This is a genomic window from Methylococcus sp. EFPC2 (assembly GCF_016925495.1).
Classification (GTDB): domain Bacteria; phylum Pseudomonadota; class Gammaproteobacteria; order Methylococcales; family Methylococcaceae; genus EFPC2.
Genome location: NZ_CP070491.1, coordinates 1,270,643 through 1,286,275, shown reverse-complemented (window position 1 = coordinate 1,286,275; position 15,633 = coordinate 1,270,643). Strand labels below are relative to the sequence as shown.

Annotated in this window: 13 protein-coding genes; 3 read left to right on the top strand and 10 right to left on the bottom strand. The window is 62.9% G+C overall.

Annotation, left to right across the window (positions count from 1 at the left end):
* Positions 1-212: 212 nt before the first annotated feature.
* Genes JWZ97_RS05430 through JWZ97_RS05415 form a run of 4 tightly spaced genes read right to left on the bottom strand, consistent with a single transcriptional unit; the run spans position 213 to position 3,775 of the window.
* Positions 213-1,055, bottom strand: coding sequence for a DUF58 domain-containing protein (locus tag JWZ97_RS05430; protein WP_205433792.1), 843 nt, complete (start codon positions 1,053-1,055; stop codon positions 213-215).
* Entirely contained in the window at positions 1,052-2,089 is a 1,038-nt protein-coding gene (locus JWZ97_RS05425; RefSeq protein WP_205433791.1) for a MoxR family ATPase, read from the bottom strand. The genes JWZ97_RS05430 and JWZ97_RS05425 overlap by 4 nt, the downstream gene beginning before the upstream one ends.
* Positions 2,082-2,750 carry an N-acetylmuramate alpha-1-phosphate uridylyltransferase MurU gene (murU, locus tag JWZ97_RS05420; RefSeq protein WP_205433790.1) on the bottom strand — a complete coding sequence of 223 codons (669 nt, stop codon included), beginning with the start codon at positions 2,748-2,750 and terminating at the stop codon, positions 2,082-2,084. Before murU ends, JWZ97_RS05425 begins: the two co-directional genes overlap by 8 nt.
* Complete coding sequence (locus JWZ97_RS05415; RefSeq protein ID WP_205433789.1) at positions 2,747-3,775, bottom strand: aminoglycoside phosphotransferase family protein; 1,029 nt, start codon at positions 3,773-3,775, stop codon at positions 2,747-2,749. Before JWZ97_RS05415 ends, murU begins: the two co-directional genes overlap by 4 nt.
* Before the next feature lie 179 nt (positions 3,776-3,954).
* Between JWZ97_RS05415 and JWZ97_RS05410 the strand changes: the two genes are divergently transcribed.
* Positions 3,955-6,819 (top strand): LPS-assembly protein LptD, encoded by a 2,865-nt coding sequence (locus tag JWZ97_RS05410; RefSeq protein ID WP_205433788.1) that lies wholly within the window; start codon positions 3,955-3,957, stop codon positions 6,817-6,819.
* A gap of 37 nt (positions 6,820-6,856) precedes the next feature.
* The gene (locus JWZ97_RS05405; protein WP_205433787.1) at positions 6,857-8,149 is read left to right on the top strand and encodes a peptidylprolyl isomerase; all 1,293 of its coding nucleotides are present in this window, start codon (positions 6,857-6,859) and stop codon (positions 8,147-8,149) included.
* 20 nt (positions 8,150-8,169) lie between these two features.
* Here the strand turns inward: JWZ97_RS05405 and JWZ97_RS05400 are convergent, their stop codons facing one another.
* Positions 8,170-10,305 (bottom strand): AMP-binding protein, encoded by a 2,136-nt coding sequence (locus JWZ97_RS05400; RefSeq protein WP_205433786.1) that lies wholly within the window; start codon positions 10,303-10,305, stop codon positions 8,170-8,172.
* 125 nt (positions 10,306-10,430) lie between these two features.
* On the opposite strand from JWZ97_RS05400, the gene JWZ97_RS05395 reads away from it, so the two are divergent.
* On the top strand, positions 10,431-11,420 hold the full coding sequence (locus JWZ97_RS05395; RefSeq protein ID WP_240342497.1) for an alpha/beta hydrolase: 990 nt from the start codon (positions 10,431-10,433) through the stop codon (positions 11,418-11,420).
* A gap of 60 nt (positions 11,421-11,480) precedes the next feature.
* Here JWZ97_RS05395 and panD read toward each other — a convergent pair whose 3' ends face one another.
* From panD to pcnB, 5 genes are all read right to left on the bottom strand, one after another.
* Positions 11,481-11,861 carry an aspartate 1-decarboxylase gene (panD, locus tag JWZ97_RS05390; RefSeq protein ID WP_205433784.1) on the bottom strand — a complete coding sequence of 127 codons (381 nt, stop codon included), beginning with the start codon at positions 11,859-11,861 and terminating at the stop codon, positions 11,481-11,483.
* A 96-nt stretch (positions 11,862-11,957) separates the two neighbouring features.
* A complete protein-coding gene (gene panC / locus JWZ97_RS05385) occupies positions 11,958-12,806 on the bottom strand; it encodes a pantoate--beta-alanine ligase (RefSeq protein WP_205433783.1) in 849 nt (282 codons plus the stop codon).
* Positions 12,807-12,817: 11 nt separating this feature from the next.
* Positions 12,818-13,624 (bottom strand): 3-methyl-2-oxobutanoate hydroxymethyltransferase, encoded by an 807-nt coding sequence (gene panB, locus JWZ97_RS05380; protein ID WP_205433782.1) that lies wholly within the window; start codon positions 13,622-13,624, stop codon positions 12,818-12,820.
* Positions 13,617-14,123, bottom strand: a complete 507-nt coding sequence (folK, locus tag JWZ97_RS05375) for a 2-amino-4-hydroxy-6-hydroxymethyldihydropteridine diphosphokinase (RefSeq protein WP_371822599.1) — start codon at positions 14,121-14,123, stop codon at positions 13,617-13,619. The genes panB and folK overlap by 8 nt, the downstream gene beginning before the upstream one ends.
* A 12-nt stretch (positions 14,124-14,135) precedes the next feature.
* On the bottom strand, positions 14,136-15,494 hold the full coding sequence (gene pcnB / locus JWZ97_RS05370; RefSeq protein WP_371822612.1) for a polynucleotide adenylyltransferase PcnB: 1,359 nt from the start codon (positions 15,492-15,494) through the stop codon (positions 14,136-14,138).
* Positions 15,495-15,633 lie beyond the last annotated feature (139 nt).

The following is a 15,633-nucleotide window of genomic DNA, read 5'->3' as shown; positions in this document are numbered from 1 at the left end:
CCAGCGGAGTGAACTTAAGCGCAGCAAGGACACACTCACTGAGGTGGCTCATGTCGGCATCCTTGTTTTTGATCGAAGGTTGGCTTATCGGCAGCCAAAAACTGTGAATAAGTTCACAGTTTTGTGGGATACCGTGAACGCGTTCACACTTTATGACTCATCAAAAACGGTCTCTTGCCCGCTCTCAGCGGGAAATGGGATTCGAAGTCAGCTCACGATGCGTGGAAATAATGCGTGAGTTTGTCGGGGTCGAATCGGTCGACCATGAAATAGGGCTCTCGCCCGTAAGGGGCGAAAAGTCGGGCGAGTTCCTCCCTGCGCTGCGTATAGCTTAGACGGATGTTTTCGCGTAGCGCCGGGCGCAGGAACAGGCGCCGGCGTCGGCCGGTTTCGGGATCCCGCAACTCCGCCAGGCCCCAGCGCGGCAGTTTCTCGTATTCGGCACTGTCCCATAACACCACCGGCACCAGGTCGTGTCCGGCATAGGCTTCCAGCAGTCCACGCAGTTCGGTGTCGGGCAGGTGAAAATCCGATACCAGGAAGATCAATGACTTCTCGCGGCTCATGTCATTCGGCACTTCCGCCAAACTGCGGGCATCAGACGCGGACGGGCGGAATCGGCGCAAGCGGTCGAACAAATCCTCGTCCAATCCTTTGTACGCCCTCAACGGCAGACTCAGATCCGGACGGATGCCATGGTCGCAGGCATACAAACCGAAATAGTCGCCGCTGCGCCAGGCCGACCAGGCGAGCGAGCGGGCAAATTCGGCGATCAGCTCCATCTTAGGCTGCGTGCCCGAAAATCCCATGGAGGCCGAGAGGTCGGCGACCAGATAGACCGGGATGGCCGCACGCTGTCGGTATCGTCTAACCATCAACTGCCCTGCGGGATCGGCCAGGGTGGCGCGGATGTCCAGGTGGCGCGGGTCGGGATGGTCGATCAGCGGGACATGCCCAAGGAAATCGAAGCCAGCGCCCGACTGCACGCCGGGATGCCTTCCCGGTCGGCTGCCGCGCGCGCGCCAGCCGACCCGGTAATAAAACTCCGCGGTCAAGGGGCCGCAACCTTGTCGAGGATGGCATCCACCAGCGGACCTATCAGGCCATCCCGGCGCATCTCGTAAGCCGGCGTGAAAAATATCCGGTGCGCGACCGTGGTGCGGAACACCGCACGGATATCCTCCGGCACGAGGTAGTCCCGGCCGTCCAGCCAGGCCGTCACGCGGGCGGCGCGCATCAGCATGCTCATGCCGCGCGCGCTCGCTCCGGCCAGGATCAGCCGGTTCATGTCCACGCCATCCAGCCCCACGCCGTAATCCTGCGGCCGGCGGGTCGCCAACCACAGATTGAGGGCATAAAGCTGGAGCGTATCGCTGGCCTGCACCTCGTGCTGGATGGCGCGGGCGATCTCGGCCAAGCCGGCGTAGGGCAGCACGTCCGGCTCGATGGTGTTGATGAGCCGATCCACATCGTGGAAGCGCGCATCGAACATGAGACGGCGCTGCAAATCGGGGTCTGTCGGGGTCGCGATGTGGACTTCCATGAGGAAGCGGTCGCGCGCCGCCGAGGGCATCTCGAAGGTTTCTTCGCGTTCCACCCGGTTGCGGTCGGCAAAGACCTGCAGGTGCGGAAAATGGTATTCGCGGTTGAAGGCGTTGACGCTGCGCTCCGCCATCACCCGCAGCAGGAGCGCATGCACTTGAGGGCGGGCACGGTTGACCTCGTTGAAGAAAAAGACCGACAAGTCTTCGCCGTGCTTGAGGATAGGGCCGGGGTCGACCTGGGGTTTGCCCGCCTCGTTGATATAGGTGTGATAGATGAGGTCGTTGGGCATCAGGTCCACCGTACCTTCGATACGCTCGTAGGCACCACCCAGGCCACGCGCCACGGCGCGCAGCAGCGTGGTCTTGCCGACCCCCACGTCGCCTTCCAGCATGACGTGGCCGCGCGCGAACACGGCGACGGTGAGGGCGCGCACCGCGTCTTCCAGGCCCAATACGACTTTGTTGATCTCGCGCTCAAAGTGTCCGGCGCGCTGGCGCCAATCGGCCAGCAACTGGCCACGATCGGTAATAATGGGTTTATTCATGCTTCGCCAGCCTCTGGTCCAACTCCCGCAAACGCGCTTCGGTGCCTATGTCCATCCAAAATCCGCCGTACAATTCTCCGCTCACCTGCCCGTCCGCCATGGCTGACCGGAGCAACGGCGCCAGGGGAAACCTGCCGGACCGGCGGCCGGCGAAAAGATCCGGGTGATAAACACCTATGCCGGCGTAGGTGCGACGCGGCTCCCCCTCGCTGCTCAAACGCCCTGCGTCCAAGGCAAAATCGCCGGCCGGATGGTGGCCGGGATTTTCGACCATCACCAGGTGCGCGAGAGAATCAGGATGCGCGCGAAGTCGGGCATAGGGGTAATCGCTGGCGATATCGCCGTTGACCACCAGAAACGGCCCATCGCCCAACAGCGGCAGCGCCTTATGGATGCCACCCGCGGTTTCCAGGGCCTCCTCGCCCTCGTCGGAATAGTCGATGTGGGCGCCCCAGCGGGCGCCATCGCCCAGATACTCGCGAATCTGGACGCCCCGGTAGGCCAGGTTGATGATGATTTCGTGGTAACCCTGCCCGACCAGGGCCATCAGGGTATGTTCGATCAGGGGCCGTCCGCCGGCATTCAACAAAGGCTTGGGCGTATGGTCGGTGAGCGGGCGCAGGCGCTCGCCCCTGCCCGCTGCCAGTATCATCGCTCTCATGCCGTATGCCCGCCGAGCGCCTCGCGCGCAGGCTCCAGCACGCGCCCCAACAGAAAATCACGAAAGCCGGCCAGTTCCGGATGGCGGGCACTCGCGCCGGTCACGTAATCCATCGTCCTGGGGATGTCACCGAGATAACCCGGCTTGCCGTCGCGCAGCTTCAAACGGGCGAAGATTCCTATGGCCTTGAGGTGGCGCTGCACGCCCATCAGATCGAACCAGCGCAGGAAACGCTGGGGCGCTGAGTTCGCCAGCACGCCTTCCGCGACCATCCTGTCGTGATAGGCCAGCGCCCAGCCGTCCACTCGGGCGCGTGGCCAGGCGATGTAGCAGTCGCGCAGCAGGGACACCAAATCGTAGGTAACGGGCCCTATCACCGCGTCCTGAAAATCCAGTACGCCCGGATTATCGCTCTCGGTCACCATGAGGTTGCGCGAATGGTAATCCCGGTGCACGCAGACCTTGGGCTGCTCCAGGGCGGAGTCGACGAGCAAACGCCACGTCTCGTCCAGAAGAGCCGCCTCGCCCGTCGTGAGTTCTAATCCGACCAGGCGTTCGAGAAACCAGTCCTTGAACAAATCCATTTCCCGCCGCAGCAGGGCTTCGTCGTAAGCGGGCAGTTCTGCCGCGCCGACGTCTACCCCCGTCTGCAGGCGTGCCAGAGCGTCGAGTGCGTCGCCATAGAGCCGTTCGACGCTTTCCTCGCTGAGGCGGTCCAGGTAGCTTGCGCTGCCGAAATCGTCCAGCAGCAGGAAACCACGGTCTTCGTCGGCGGCGTGCACCGCCGGTGTGTTCACCCCGGCCCGGCTCAACAGTTCCGCCGCCTTAAGAAAGGGACGCACGTCCTCGTGAGCGGGCGGCGCATCCATGGCGATGAAGCTGGCATCGGGCAGGGTCAGGCGGAAATAGCGACGGAAGCTCGCGTCGCTGGAAGCCGGCCGGAGCGCGCCGGCCGTGTGACCGAGCTCGCGGCTCAGCCAATCGGACAAGGCGGAAAGCCGCTCGTCCGGGACAGTCGTACACATGGGTCGCGGGGTCCTCGTCGAAAAAAGCTCGTAGAACTGGGAGCTTGCGGTAAAATGGCGACATTCTATCTCAATCAGCACCATTACCCATGCCCTCACGCCCTTGCAGCTCGAATTCCGCCGCGGCCTCTCCGCGCGCGGTGCAGCGAGCCCGGCCCTACTCCACTCCTACACGCTGAATGTCCTCGCCGATCATCCGCCGCAGCACTCTGGCCCTGTTGCTTAGCCCTTGGGCGGGCAGCGCTTTGGCAGCCACCGGTTGGGATTGTCAGCGCGGCGGAGCCGACGGCAAGGAATGGGTGTGTGTCACCGGGAAGAAAAAAGCCGAGACGCCGGCACCCGGCGCGGAAACCGAACGCACGCCAGTGGAACCCGTGCGCCGGGCCGAGACGCCCCGCGCCGTGGCCCGTCCGGAGCCGCCACCCGCCCCCGCCGCGGCGCCAACACCGACTCCACCGGCGAAGTCCGAGCCTCGGATCGCCGCGCCGGTTCGGCCGGTCGAAAAACCGGCCGAACCGGTCAAACGCCTGTCCGGCGTGACGGCCCCGCCCCTACCCGCCACGGTCGGCACCAAGCCCGCATCGGCGGAAAAACCGGGTTGGACCTGCAAGGCCAGCCCCGATCGCGCCTGGGAATGCGGGCTGGTAGGCGCCGATCCGCGCGGCCAGGCCCACCGGGTCGGCGAGGCCGGTGAGGCGAGCGAGAACTGGGCGGCGGCGGAAACCATGACCGACCAGGACGAGCTTCGCTTCAAAAGCATCATGGCTCGCCTGCCGGAGGATCCCTGGCGTTTGAGTTGCGGCAAGCACAAATCGGAAATCACGCCGTCCACCCTGTTCCTGATGACGGAAGAAGACCGCCTGCTGCGCGAATCCACGCCGTTGGAAATCGAATCCGACGCCGCCGAACTGGTCGGTGGCGAAGTCTCCAACTTCAAGGGTTCGGCCGACCTGCTGCGCGCCGATCAGCGCCTGTCCGGCGACTTCGTCACCCATAACAACGCATCCGGCGCGCTCAGCGCCCAGGGCAATGTGCTTTACCGGGAAAAAGGCCTGTCTTTCGCCGCCGACACGGCCTACATGAAAATGAAGACCGACGAGGGCGTGCTGCGCAACTCCCAGTTCGTGATCGAAACCGTTCCGGCACGGGGCACCTCACGGCTGACCCATATCGACAGCAAGACCGTTTCGCGCTACGACACGGTCAGCTACACGACCTGCCCGCCGGGCGATCAGTCCTGGATGATACATGCCGATAAGGCCGAGATAGACAAGGGCTCGGGCCGCGGCCTGGCCCGAAATGCCTGGCTGGAATTCAAGGGCGTTCCCATCCTTTGGACGCCGGTGATGAGCTTCCCCGTCGACGACCGCAGACAATCGGGCTTCCTGACGCCGAACTTCGCCTACACCAAGGTGGGCGGCTTCGACTTCTCCATCCCGTATTACCTCAACCTGTCGCCCAACTACGACGCCACCGTCTGGCTGCGCGAGATCACCAACCGCGGGCAATTGGTCCGCGGCGAGTTCCGCTATCTGACCGAAATGACACGGGGTGTGGTCGGCGGCGAGTACATGCCCCACGACGACGTCCGGCAAAGCAGCCGCGGCTTGTTCACCCTCAAGAACCAGACCCAATTCAACGAAAGCATTTCCTCGCTGGTGGATTTGAACTATGTCACCGACCCGCGCTATCTGAGCGAGTTGGGCAACGTACTGCACGTGCAGAACAGCCGCTTCATGCGCAGCAACGGAAGCGTGACCTATCAGGGCGAAGGCTACGCGGCGACGGCTTCCGCCGACCACTACCTCAGCATCGATCCCCTGGTCACCCAGGCGGCGAGCCCGTATTCGCGCCTACCCCAACTGACTTTCAATTCCGGTCACGGGGTCTTCGACACGGGACTCATCTTCGAAACCCAGGCCGAAGTTGTAAACTTCGCCCACCGCGCGGCGGAAGACCGGGTCACCGCGCAACGCCTCAACCTGCGCCCGCGGCTCTACTATCCCTTGCGTGGTGCCGCCGGCTACATCACGCCCAGCTTCGCGCTGCAGTACACCCAGTACTGGATGTCCTGGCCGGACACCGGTAGCGTCGCCGCCACTGAAATCGACAGGCTCAAGGCGCTAAACGGCGTGGCCTCGATACGCAACGACGTGAGCCGCACCGCCCCGGTATTTTCCGTGGACAGCGGGCTTTATTTCGACCGCGAGTTCGACCTGGCGGAAAAAGCCTGGACCCAGACACTGGAGCCCCGGCTGTTCTACCTTTATCGGCCGAAGATCGACCAAACCGACATACCGATCTTCGACTCGGCCGAATACGATTTCAATTTCTACCAGTTGTTCCGCGACAACGGATTCGCCGGCACCGACCGCTTGTCCGACGCCAATCAGATTACTCCGGCCGTAACCACCCGTTTCATCGACCACGAGAGCGGCCTGGAGCGCCTCAAGCTCAGTGTCGGCGAAGTGTTCTATTTCCGTGACCGGGAGGTCAACCTGCTTCCCACCACGACGGCGAAAACATCCGGGCGGTCGAATCTGGTGGGTGAATTGTCGTCCGCGCTGACCGACGTCTGGCGGCTGCGCACCACCGGGCAATGGAATCCCACGCGCAGCGCCATCGATCGCAGCGAGTTGAGCCTGCAATACAACGATCGCCGCAACCAGTTGCTGAATCTTTCCTACCGCTACCGGCGCGATCCCAATCTGGACCTGGTGCGGGTCGAGCAGACCGATGCCTCTTTCCGCCTGCCGTTCGCCGAAGGCTGGAACGTAATCGGCCGCTGGCAATACTCCCTGCTCAACCAGGTCACTACGGAAACCTTTTTCGGGGTGGAGCGCGAAACTTGTTGCTGGCGTTTCAGTCTCATCGGCCTGCGCTATCTGAACGGCAGCAGTACCGGTTCCGTGACCTCGGATGCACAGGTCAACAATGGCATATTCTTCCAGCTCGAATTCAAGGGCCTGACTCGGCTGGGCAACGAAGTCGACCAGTTCCTGTCTCGCAGCATCACCGGCTACCGCCTGGAAAACGAGTTTTAAGCCCATGTCCCACCGCCACCTCACTCTCCCGAATACCATGCCTAGCTTGCCCGGTTTATTGCTCACCCTGACGCTGGGCGTGTTCGCCCTGACTGCACAGGCCGAGCGCCCCGTGGACCGCATCGTCGCCGTGGTCGACGACGGGGTGATACTGGAAAGCGAGTTGCTGCAGAAACTCGACGGCGTCAAACGCAGCCTGAGGCAGGGCAATACCGCCCTCCCGCCCGACAGCGTACTGGCGCGACAGGTACTGGAACGCCTGATCGTCGACAAACTGCAGGCCCAGATGGCCGAAAAGGCCGGCGTACGGGTCGACGAAGAAACCCTGCGTACCGCCGTGCAGCAGATCGCCCAGCGCAACAACATGAGCGTGGAGGAGTTTCGCGAGTCATTGCGCCAGGAAGACATCGACTATGCCGACTTCGTCGATCAGATCCGCAACGAGATCGCCGTCAGCCGCTTGCGCAGCAGCCAGATCAATAGCCAGATCAAGATCAGCGACCGGGAAATTCAAAACTACCTGGAAACCCAAAATCCATCGGGCGCCAGTTCCGACACCCAATACCTGCTGGCCCATATTTTGATCGCCACTCCGCAGGCGGCATCCCCGGCCCAGGTGCAGAAGGCCAAGGAAAAAGCCGACAAACTGCTGGAAGACATACGCGCCGGGCTGGACTTCAAGCAGGCCTCGCTCAGCGCGTCCGACAGCGAGCAAGCCTTGAAAGGCGGCGAATTGGGCTGGCGCAAGAAGAGCGAAATTCCCAGCTTGTTCGCGGATCTGGTCGATCACATGAAAGAAGGCGGCGTGGAAGGCCCCATACGCAGCTCCAGCGGCTATCACCTCATCAAGCTGATCGGCGTCAAGGGTGGGGATCAGCACCTGATGACCAAGACCCGCGTCCGCCATATCCTCATCAAGCCCAACGAAGTGCTGTCCGACGACGACGCGAAGAAAAAACTGCTGGCGCTGAAAAGCCGCATCGAGAACGGCGACGACTTCGGCAGCCTGGCGCGCGGCCACTCCGACGACAAGGGATCGGCCATCAAGGCCGGCGAACTGGGTTGGGTACAGCCGGGAGCCCTGGTTCCGCCGTTCGAGGAGGCCATGAACAAGCTGGAAATCAACCAGTTGAGCGAGCCTGTGCAAACCCAGTTCGGCTGGCATCTCATACAAGTTCTGGAACGCCAGCAATCCGACGACGGCGACGAGTTCCGCAAAAACCGGGCGCGCGAGGAGCTATTCAAGCGCAAGGCCGACGAAGAAACCGAACTCTGGCTGCGCCGCATACGCGACGAAGCCTATGTGGAAATCCGCCTGGAGAGCGAATAGCCGGCCCGAGGAAGCTTGCCTCACCCTAGCAAGGACACGACCCCCGGATAATCCAACTTGCCGGTCGCCAGCAGGGGCAGCTTCTCGACGTACACGACCTCGCGCGGCAGATGCAGTTCACTAAGTCCGGACAGCCGCGCCTGTCCGGCCAACTGCACGCGGTCGGCATCCCGGTGTTCGGTCGCCAGCACGACAATCTCGCCTTTACGGGCATCCGGCAGGGCGATCGCCGCGTGCAGGGCACCGGGCCAGACCTGGCCGGCCAATTCCTCCACCGCGGCCAGTGAGATCATTTCACCGCCTACCTTGGCAAAACGCTTGATGCGTCCCTTGATGGCCACGTAGCCGTCCTCGTCCACCGCCACCACGTCGCCTGTGTCGTACCAGCCTGCGCCCTCCGATGACGCAGGCGGAACCAGTTCGCCGGGATGATCGACCAGCAGATAGCCCAGCATGACGTTGGCGCCGGCCACATGTAAACGGCCCCCCGGGCTCACGCCCGGCACGGGCTCCAGCCGGTAGCGGATCCCCGGCATCAGGCGACCCACGGTACCGGCGCGGCAGTGCATGGGCGTATTCGCGGCCAATATCGGACTGGTCTCCGTCGCGCCGTAGCCTTCCAGCACGCGCAGGCCGAATTTTTCCGACCAGATCCGGCGGGTGTCCTCCTGCAGTTTTTCCGCGCCGGCGAAGACATAACGCAGGCTGTAGAAGTCGTACGGGTGGGCGTGCTTGGCGTAACCGGCCAGAAAGGTATTGGTGCCGAACAGTATGGTGGCGTTCAGGTCGTAGGCCAGTTCGGGAATGATGCGGTAATGCAGCGGCGACGGATAAAGAAAGGTCTGCAAGCCGGACATCAGGGGCAGCAGGGTGCCGGCCGTCAGCCCAAAGGAATGGAACAGCGGCAGTACGTTGAGCACCCGGTCTTGGGCGTTGAAATCCAGCCGCGCGGCTATCTGGGCTCGGTTGGCCAGCAGATTGGCGTGCGACAGCACCACGCCCTTGGGCGTACCCTCGGTGCCCGAGGTGAACAAAATCACCGCGGCACCATCCGGATCGCCGTGGCCGCTGCGGCTAAGGTCGAGCAGCATGGCCCGCAGCCAAGCCCCTATCTTGTCCCAGAGGCCCAATTCGCTCGCCAAGTCCTCCAGATAAACCAGGCGCACCTGCATGGCGAGTTCGGCCAAATCGGCCTCCAGCTTGGCGATTTCCACGAAGCGCCGGGAAGTCAGGACGGTACCGACACAGGCCGCCTTACAGGCGGATTGCAGGGCGCGAATTCCGGCGCTGTAGTTCAGCAAGGCCGGAACACGGCCCCGCACCTGCAAACCGAGCAACGCGGCCACCGTGTTGTTGACGCTGGGCAACAGCAGACCGACCGCTTCACCCGGCGCCGTGATGCCGGCCAGCATGTCACCCAAGGCCAGCGTTCGGGCGATCAGGTGATTGTACGACCAAGGAGTGCGTTGCATGTCTTCCAGCACGCGCCGCCCGCCCCCATGAATCTTGCGTGCATCGAGCAAGGCCTGAAACAGCGTGCTGCGGTGGGACGTGGTGGCGAAGACCATTTCCGTCATCAGATCTTCCAGTTGCGTGCCCAGATGCTTGCGGCGCCGGTCGCCGCGCAGGTCCGCGGGGGCATCGAGTCGACGCGGCGGCAGCAGGTTGATCGAAATCTTGGGAAACCAGCGCAGGCGCAAGACGCCGCGCAGACGCGAGAAAGGCGTGTATTGGGCGCCATCGATACGTGCCGGCAACACCGTGGCCTCCGCCTTGTCGGCCACCAATCCCGCCCCATCGTAGATCTTCATCAGCGCGCCGGTGACCGTGATACGGCCTTCCGGAAAAATCACGGCCTTGCGGTCCTGCCGCAAATAGTGGGTGAGCGCCTTGACCGAAAGCGGTTGAGTGGGATCCATGGCGAAGGTGCGTACCCATTTCAGAGCCGGACGTACCCAGAACTGGCGGGCAATATGGGTATTGATCGCGAAAGTTACTTCTTCCGGCAGGAACGCCCACAACAGGATGGGGTCGAGGAATGAAGCATGGTTCGCGACGATGAGCGTGCGTTTGCCGGCCGCGGCGAAATGTTCCAGCCCGGAGATTTCAACCCGGTAGATCAGGCTGAGCAGCCAGCGTATGAAGATACGTGTCATGGGACGGCACCCGTTCATGATTAATTGAACAGTGTTCAATATATCACATCGACACGATTTGCCAAGCGCCGAAACGCTAAAGGCGGATAGAATGTACGACGTTCTCTGCCACCCTCGCGATGACCATGACATTCCGCGGCTTCGCCCGTTATGCCCGTACCGTTCTGCTGGTCATGCCGCTGCTAGCCTGCGGCCAAGCTCCGATTCGCTCCGGTCCCGCGGCGCGGCAGCCCGTCTTGGCCAGAGCCCATTTCGTCGCCTCCGACGGGGCGGTGCTGCCGGTGCGCGCTTGGCTGCCCAACGGCCCGGCCCGTGCGGCCCTGGTGGCCTTGCACGGTTTCAACGACTACAGCCGCTTCTTCGCTTCAACGGGCGAATTTCTCGCGCGCCACGGAGTGGCCAGCTACGCCTACGATCAGCGGGGATTCGGCCTCGCGCCCGGAAACGGTTCGTGGGCCGGAACCCCGATCTACACCCGGGATTTGAAGGAGTTCACCGACCAGGTGCGGCTACGTCATCCCGGCGTTCCGCTGCAGATACTCGGAGAAAGCATGGGCGCCGCCGTGGCCATCGCGGCGATGACCTCGCAGGATCCGCCTGCGGCCGACGGATTAATACTTTCCGCTCCTGCGGTATGGGGTCGACAAACCATGCCCTGGTATCAGAAGTGGGCCCTGGAACTGCTGGTGCGCCTGGCTCCCGGCCTGCGTCTGACCGGCGAAGGCCTGCACATCCGGCCGTCGGACAATCTGGATATGCTCAGGCACCTCGGGCGCGACCCGCTGGTCATCAAAGCCACACGTCTGGATGCGATTTACGGCTTGGCCGATTTGATGGGCCAGGCGCTGGATCAGGCGAAAAAACTCGAGGGGCCGGTCCTGATCCTATACGGCGAGCGGGACGAGGTGGTTCCCCGCGATCCCATTCGGCGCATGCTGGCGCGACTGCCGCCCACGGCACGGCACAAGCTGGCCTTGTACGAGGAGGGTTATCACCTCTTGTTGCGCGATTTGCACGCGGACCGTCCCAGAGAGGACATCTTGGCCTGGCTATTTAACCGCGGTGCGGAATTGCCATCGGGAGCCGACCGGCGGATGCTGGATAAGGCGGGCTGAGCAAAAAAGCAGCCCCGAGCCGGGGAGGATTCGGGGCTACGCCGTTCCTTCAGGAACGAATCAAGCGGCTTGAACGGGAATGGTATGTCCGATGCGAACGATCTGGTTGCTTTCGTTGACGTAAACCAGATTGGGATGGAAGTTCGCCAACTCTGCCTGGCTCAATATGGCGTAAGCGCAGATGATGACGATGTCGTTCGATGCGGCAAGACGAGCCGCCGCGCCGTTGACAGAAATGATGCCGGATCCGTCCTGCGCACGGATGGCATAGGTGGTGAAACGGGCGCCGTTATTGACGTTGTAGATGTGTATCTGTTCGTACTCCCTTATGCCCGCGCGATCCAGCAGATGGCCGTCGATGGCGCAGGAGCCTTCATACTCCAGCTCCGAGTGCGTCACCCGCGCCCGGTGTATCTTGGCCTTCAATAGGGTAGTCTGCATGAAATTAACCTAGTTTTCAGGGGAGCGGAATTATGCCGTAAGCCTCATGGCCGTCGCAACAAGCGGAGCGGAAAAGCCCATCTCGGCCGGTTTTTCTCAAATCCTGACCTGCAAATTGTCGATCAAACGGGTTTTCCCGAGCTTGGCCGCCGCCAGCACCACCCAAGCCTGCTCGTCGGTGTCCGGCAGGCCCAGATCCGGCACTCGCCGGATGGCGAAATAATCGGGTAGAAAACCGACTGATTCGAGCGCCCTCGCCTGCTCAGTCTCGATGGCCGCGTAATCCCGCCGGCCCCGCCGCAAGAACTCGCCCGCTGCCTGCAGGCAGCGATAGAGCGAGGCCGCCCGATGCTTCTCCTCTTCGGAGAGATAGCCGTTGCGCGAACTCAAGGCCAGGCCGCTTTCCTCACGCACCGTAGGCACCCCGACGACATCGAGGCTCATGTTCAGATCGGCGACCATGCGGCGGATGACGGCCAACTGCTGATAGTCCTTCTCACCGAACAAGGCCACATCGGGCTGCACGAGATTGAACAGCTTGCAGACCACCGTCGCGACGCCGCGGAAATGTCCCGGCCGAAAGCGGCCGCAAAGCTCCTCGGACAAGCCCGGCACGTCCACATAACTCAATCCTTCCAGACCGGCCGGATAGAGCTCGGCCGGCGCGGGCAGGAACAGCAGGTCGGCCTGCGCCGCACGCAATTTTTCGGCGTCTTCGGCGGGCGTGCGCGGGTAGGCCGCGAAGTCTTCGCCGGGACCGAACTGCGTGGGATTGACGAAAATGCTGACCACCACGCGGGTCGCGGCCTTCCTGCCCTCCTCCACCAGTCTCAAGTGGCCGGCATGCAAATTGCCCATAGTCGGAACGAAAGCGATCGTTTCGCCGTGTTTGCGCCAGTCCCGCAATACGGTACGCAACTCGGCCACGGAGTTCACGGTTTGCATGGGACGGGGTATCAGTAGCCGTGTTCCGCGGCGGGGAACTCGCCGCTGCGGACCGCGTCCACATAGGCATGTATCGCGGTGGATATGCCGGACGCCCCGGCCAGGAAGTTCTTGACGAAGCGGGGCTTATTCTCCGAACCCAAACCCAGCATGTCCTGCAACACCAGCACCTGGCCGTCGCAGCCGGCGCCGGCGCCTATGCCTATGACCGGTATCGTCAGCGCGCGGCTGACTTCCTCGCCCAGCAGGGCCGGCACGCATTCCAGCACCAACAGGCTCGCACCCGCCCCCTGGAGTATCAATGCGTCTTCCAGCAGCGTACGCGCGGAAGCTTCGTCGGTGGCCTGGGCGGCGTAGCCGCCCAGTTTGTGTATGGATTGCGGCAGCAGGCCCAGATGCCCGCAGACCGGTATGTTCTGGTCGACCAGAAACCGCACGATGGCTTCGCGCTGCCGGCCGCCTTCCAGCTTGACCATGCGGGCGCCGCCTTCGCGGATCAGCCGGGCGGCGCCTTCGGCCGCCGCGATCGGCGTGGGATAGCTCATGAACGGCAGATCGGCGATCAGCAAGGCGCGCCGGAGACCTCGTGCTACACAGCGGCTGTGATAAATCATGTGCTCCAGCGTGACCGGCAGGGTCGTCGCCTCGCCCTGCATCACCATGCCCAGGGAGTCGCCGACCAGAACGGCATCCACGCCGGCTTCGTCGAGTTCGCGGGCGAAACTCGCATCGTAGGCGGTGAGAACCGCGATCTTCTCGCCCCGCGCTTTCATCGCCGCCAAGGCCGGTACGGTCAACGGACGAAGGCGATCAGTCATCGGCGATCACCGCGAGGCCTCTGAGCGGACATCCGTCCAGCAAATCGGCGAGGCGCCCGTATCCGGGAATGTCCAGATCGGCGGGAGCGATCTCCGCCAGCGGATAGAGCACGAATTCGCGCTGCGCGATGCCGACATGCGGCACCGTCAAGCGGTCGGTGCAGATGACGCGATCGCCGTACAACAGAATGTCCAGGTCGAGGGTACGCGCGCCCCAGCGCTCGCCGGCCTTGCGCACCCTTCCCTGCGCCGCCTCGATGGCCTGCAGGGCGCAAAGCAAGGCTTCGGGTTCGAGCGTCGTCTGGACCGCCAGGACGGCATTGACGTAATCGGGCTGATCGGCCGGTCCCATGGGTGCGCTCCGGTAATAACGGGAACACGCGAACTCCCGGGTCTGCGGCAGTGCGGCGACGGCGGCACGCGCGTTACGCAATTGGCGCAAGGGATCGTCCAGGTTGCTGCCCAATCCCAAGTAGGCGATGACGCCTTCCGAACTCACCATGGTCTCCGCTTAAGCGCTGCCGGCGGATGCGCCACCTTTCCGGCGCCGGCGCGCCCGGCCGGAACGCCTGCGCCCGCCACCCTCACGGGTCATGGCTTTCTGCTCGGCATCGTCCGCCCGCTGGAACCGCGTCCACCAATCGGCCAGATCCGGATCAGCCTCGCCGGTTTCCGCCCGCAGAACCAGGAAATCGTAGGCCGCCCGAAAACGCGGGTGACCGAGCAAACGATAAGGACGGACGCCCTTGATGCGTTCGAAGCGCGGCTGCAAGGCCCAAATCTCGCGCATGGGCTGACCAATGGTGCGCGGAATGGCGATATAGCGCACTTGGCGAGAAATCACTTCGGCGGCCACTTCCTGATAAGCGAACACATCGTTGTCGCCCGACCGGATACGCTCCTGGGCCTGCGTCCTCACCGGCTCCCACAACAGGGCGGCGAACAGAAAAAACGGTGCCACCGACTTGTCTTCCTGTATGCGGTCGTCGGTCCGCTCCAGGGCCTTGGCCAGGAAAGTCAGGGGAAAGCCTTCGGGTTCGCGAGCCAGACAGGCTTCGGTCTCCGGGAACAGCGCGCCGAATAAGCGGTAATGGCGCAACTGCTCGAAGGTCTGCGCGGCATAGCCCGACATCAACAGCTTGACGACTTCTTCATAAAGCCTGGCCGGCGGGATGGAATTGAGCAGATAAGCCAGCTTGGGGATAGGCTCCGCGCAACTCGGGTGTATCGTGAAGCCCAGCTTCACGGCGAAACGGACCGCGCGCAGCATGCGCACCGGATCCTCCCGGTAGCGCCGGTCCGGATCGCCGATCAGGCGCAGCACGCTGGCCTGGTGGTCCTGCATGCCGCCGACATAGTCGACCACCGAAAAATCGTTGATATCGTAATAGAGGGCATTGACGGTGAAGTCGCGCCGCCAGGCGTCTTCTTCTATGGAACCGTAGACATTGTCCCGCAGTATCCGGCCGTCCCGCTCCAGCACCCGTTCGCCTTCGCCCTCCTCGTGATTGAGCGCGCGGAAGGTCGCCACCTCGATGATTTCCTGACCGAAATGCACGTGGGCCAGGCGAAAGCGTCGACCGATCAAGCGACAGTTGCGGAACACGCCCCTCACCTGCTCGGGATGAGCGTCGGTCACCACGTCGAAATCCTTGGGTTCGCGCCCCAACAGCAGATCGCGCACGCAACCGCCGACCAGATAGGCCTGAAATCCCGCCTTGCGCAAGCGATAAAGCACCTTCAAGGCGTTATCGCTGATCTGAGCGCGCGATATATTGTGGGCCGAACGGGGGTAGATGCGCGCCGACGAATCCGCAGACCTGACCGGCGGCAAGACTTCACCGCGTTCGCTGGGCCGGGCGGCACTAATTAACTTCTTGAAAAAATCGAGGATGGACAGAGGAATTACGCGGGGTGGTTAATTAAAGGGAACTGTGCCGCATATTACTCCAGCGTGGATGCCGGCTCAAATCGAGCTGGGCATTTCGCAGACATTTGAAAACGGCACC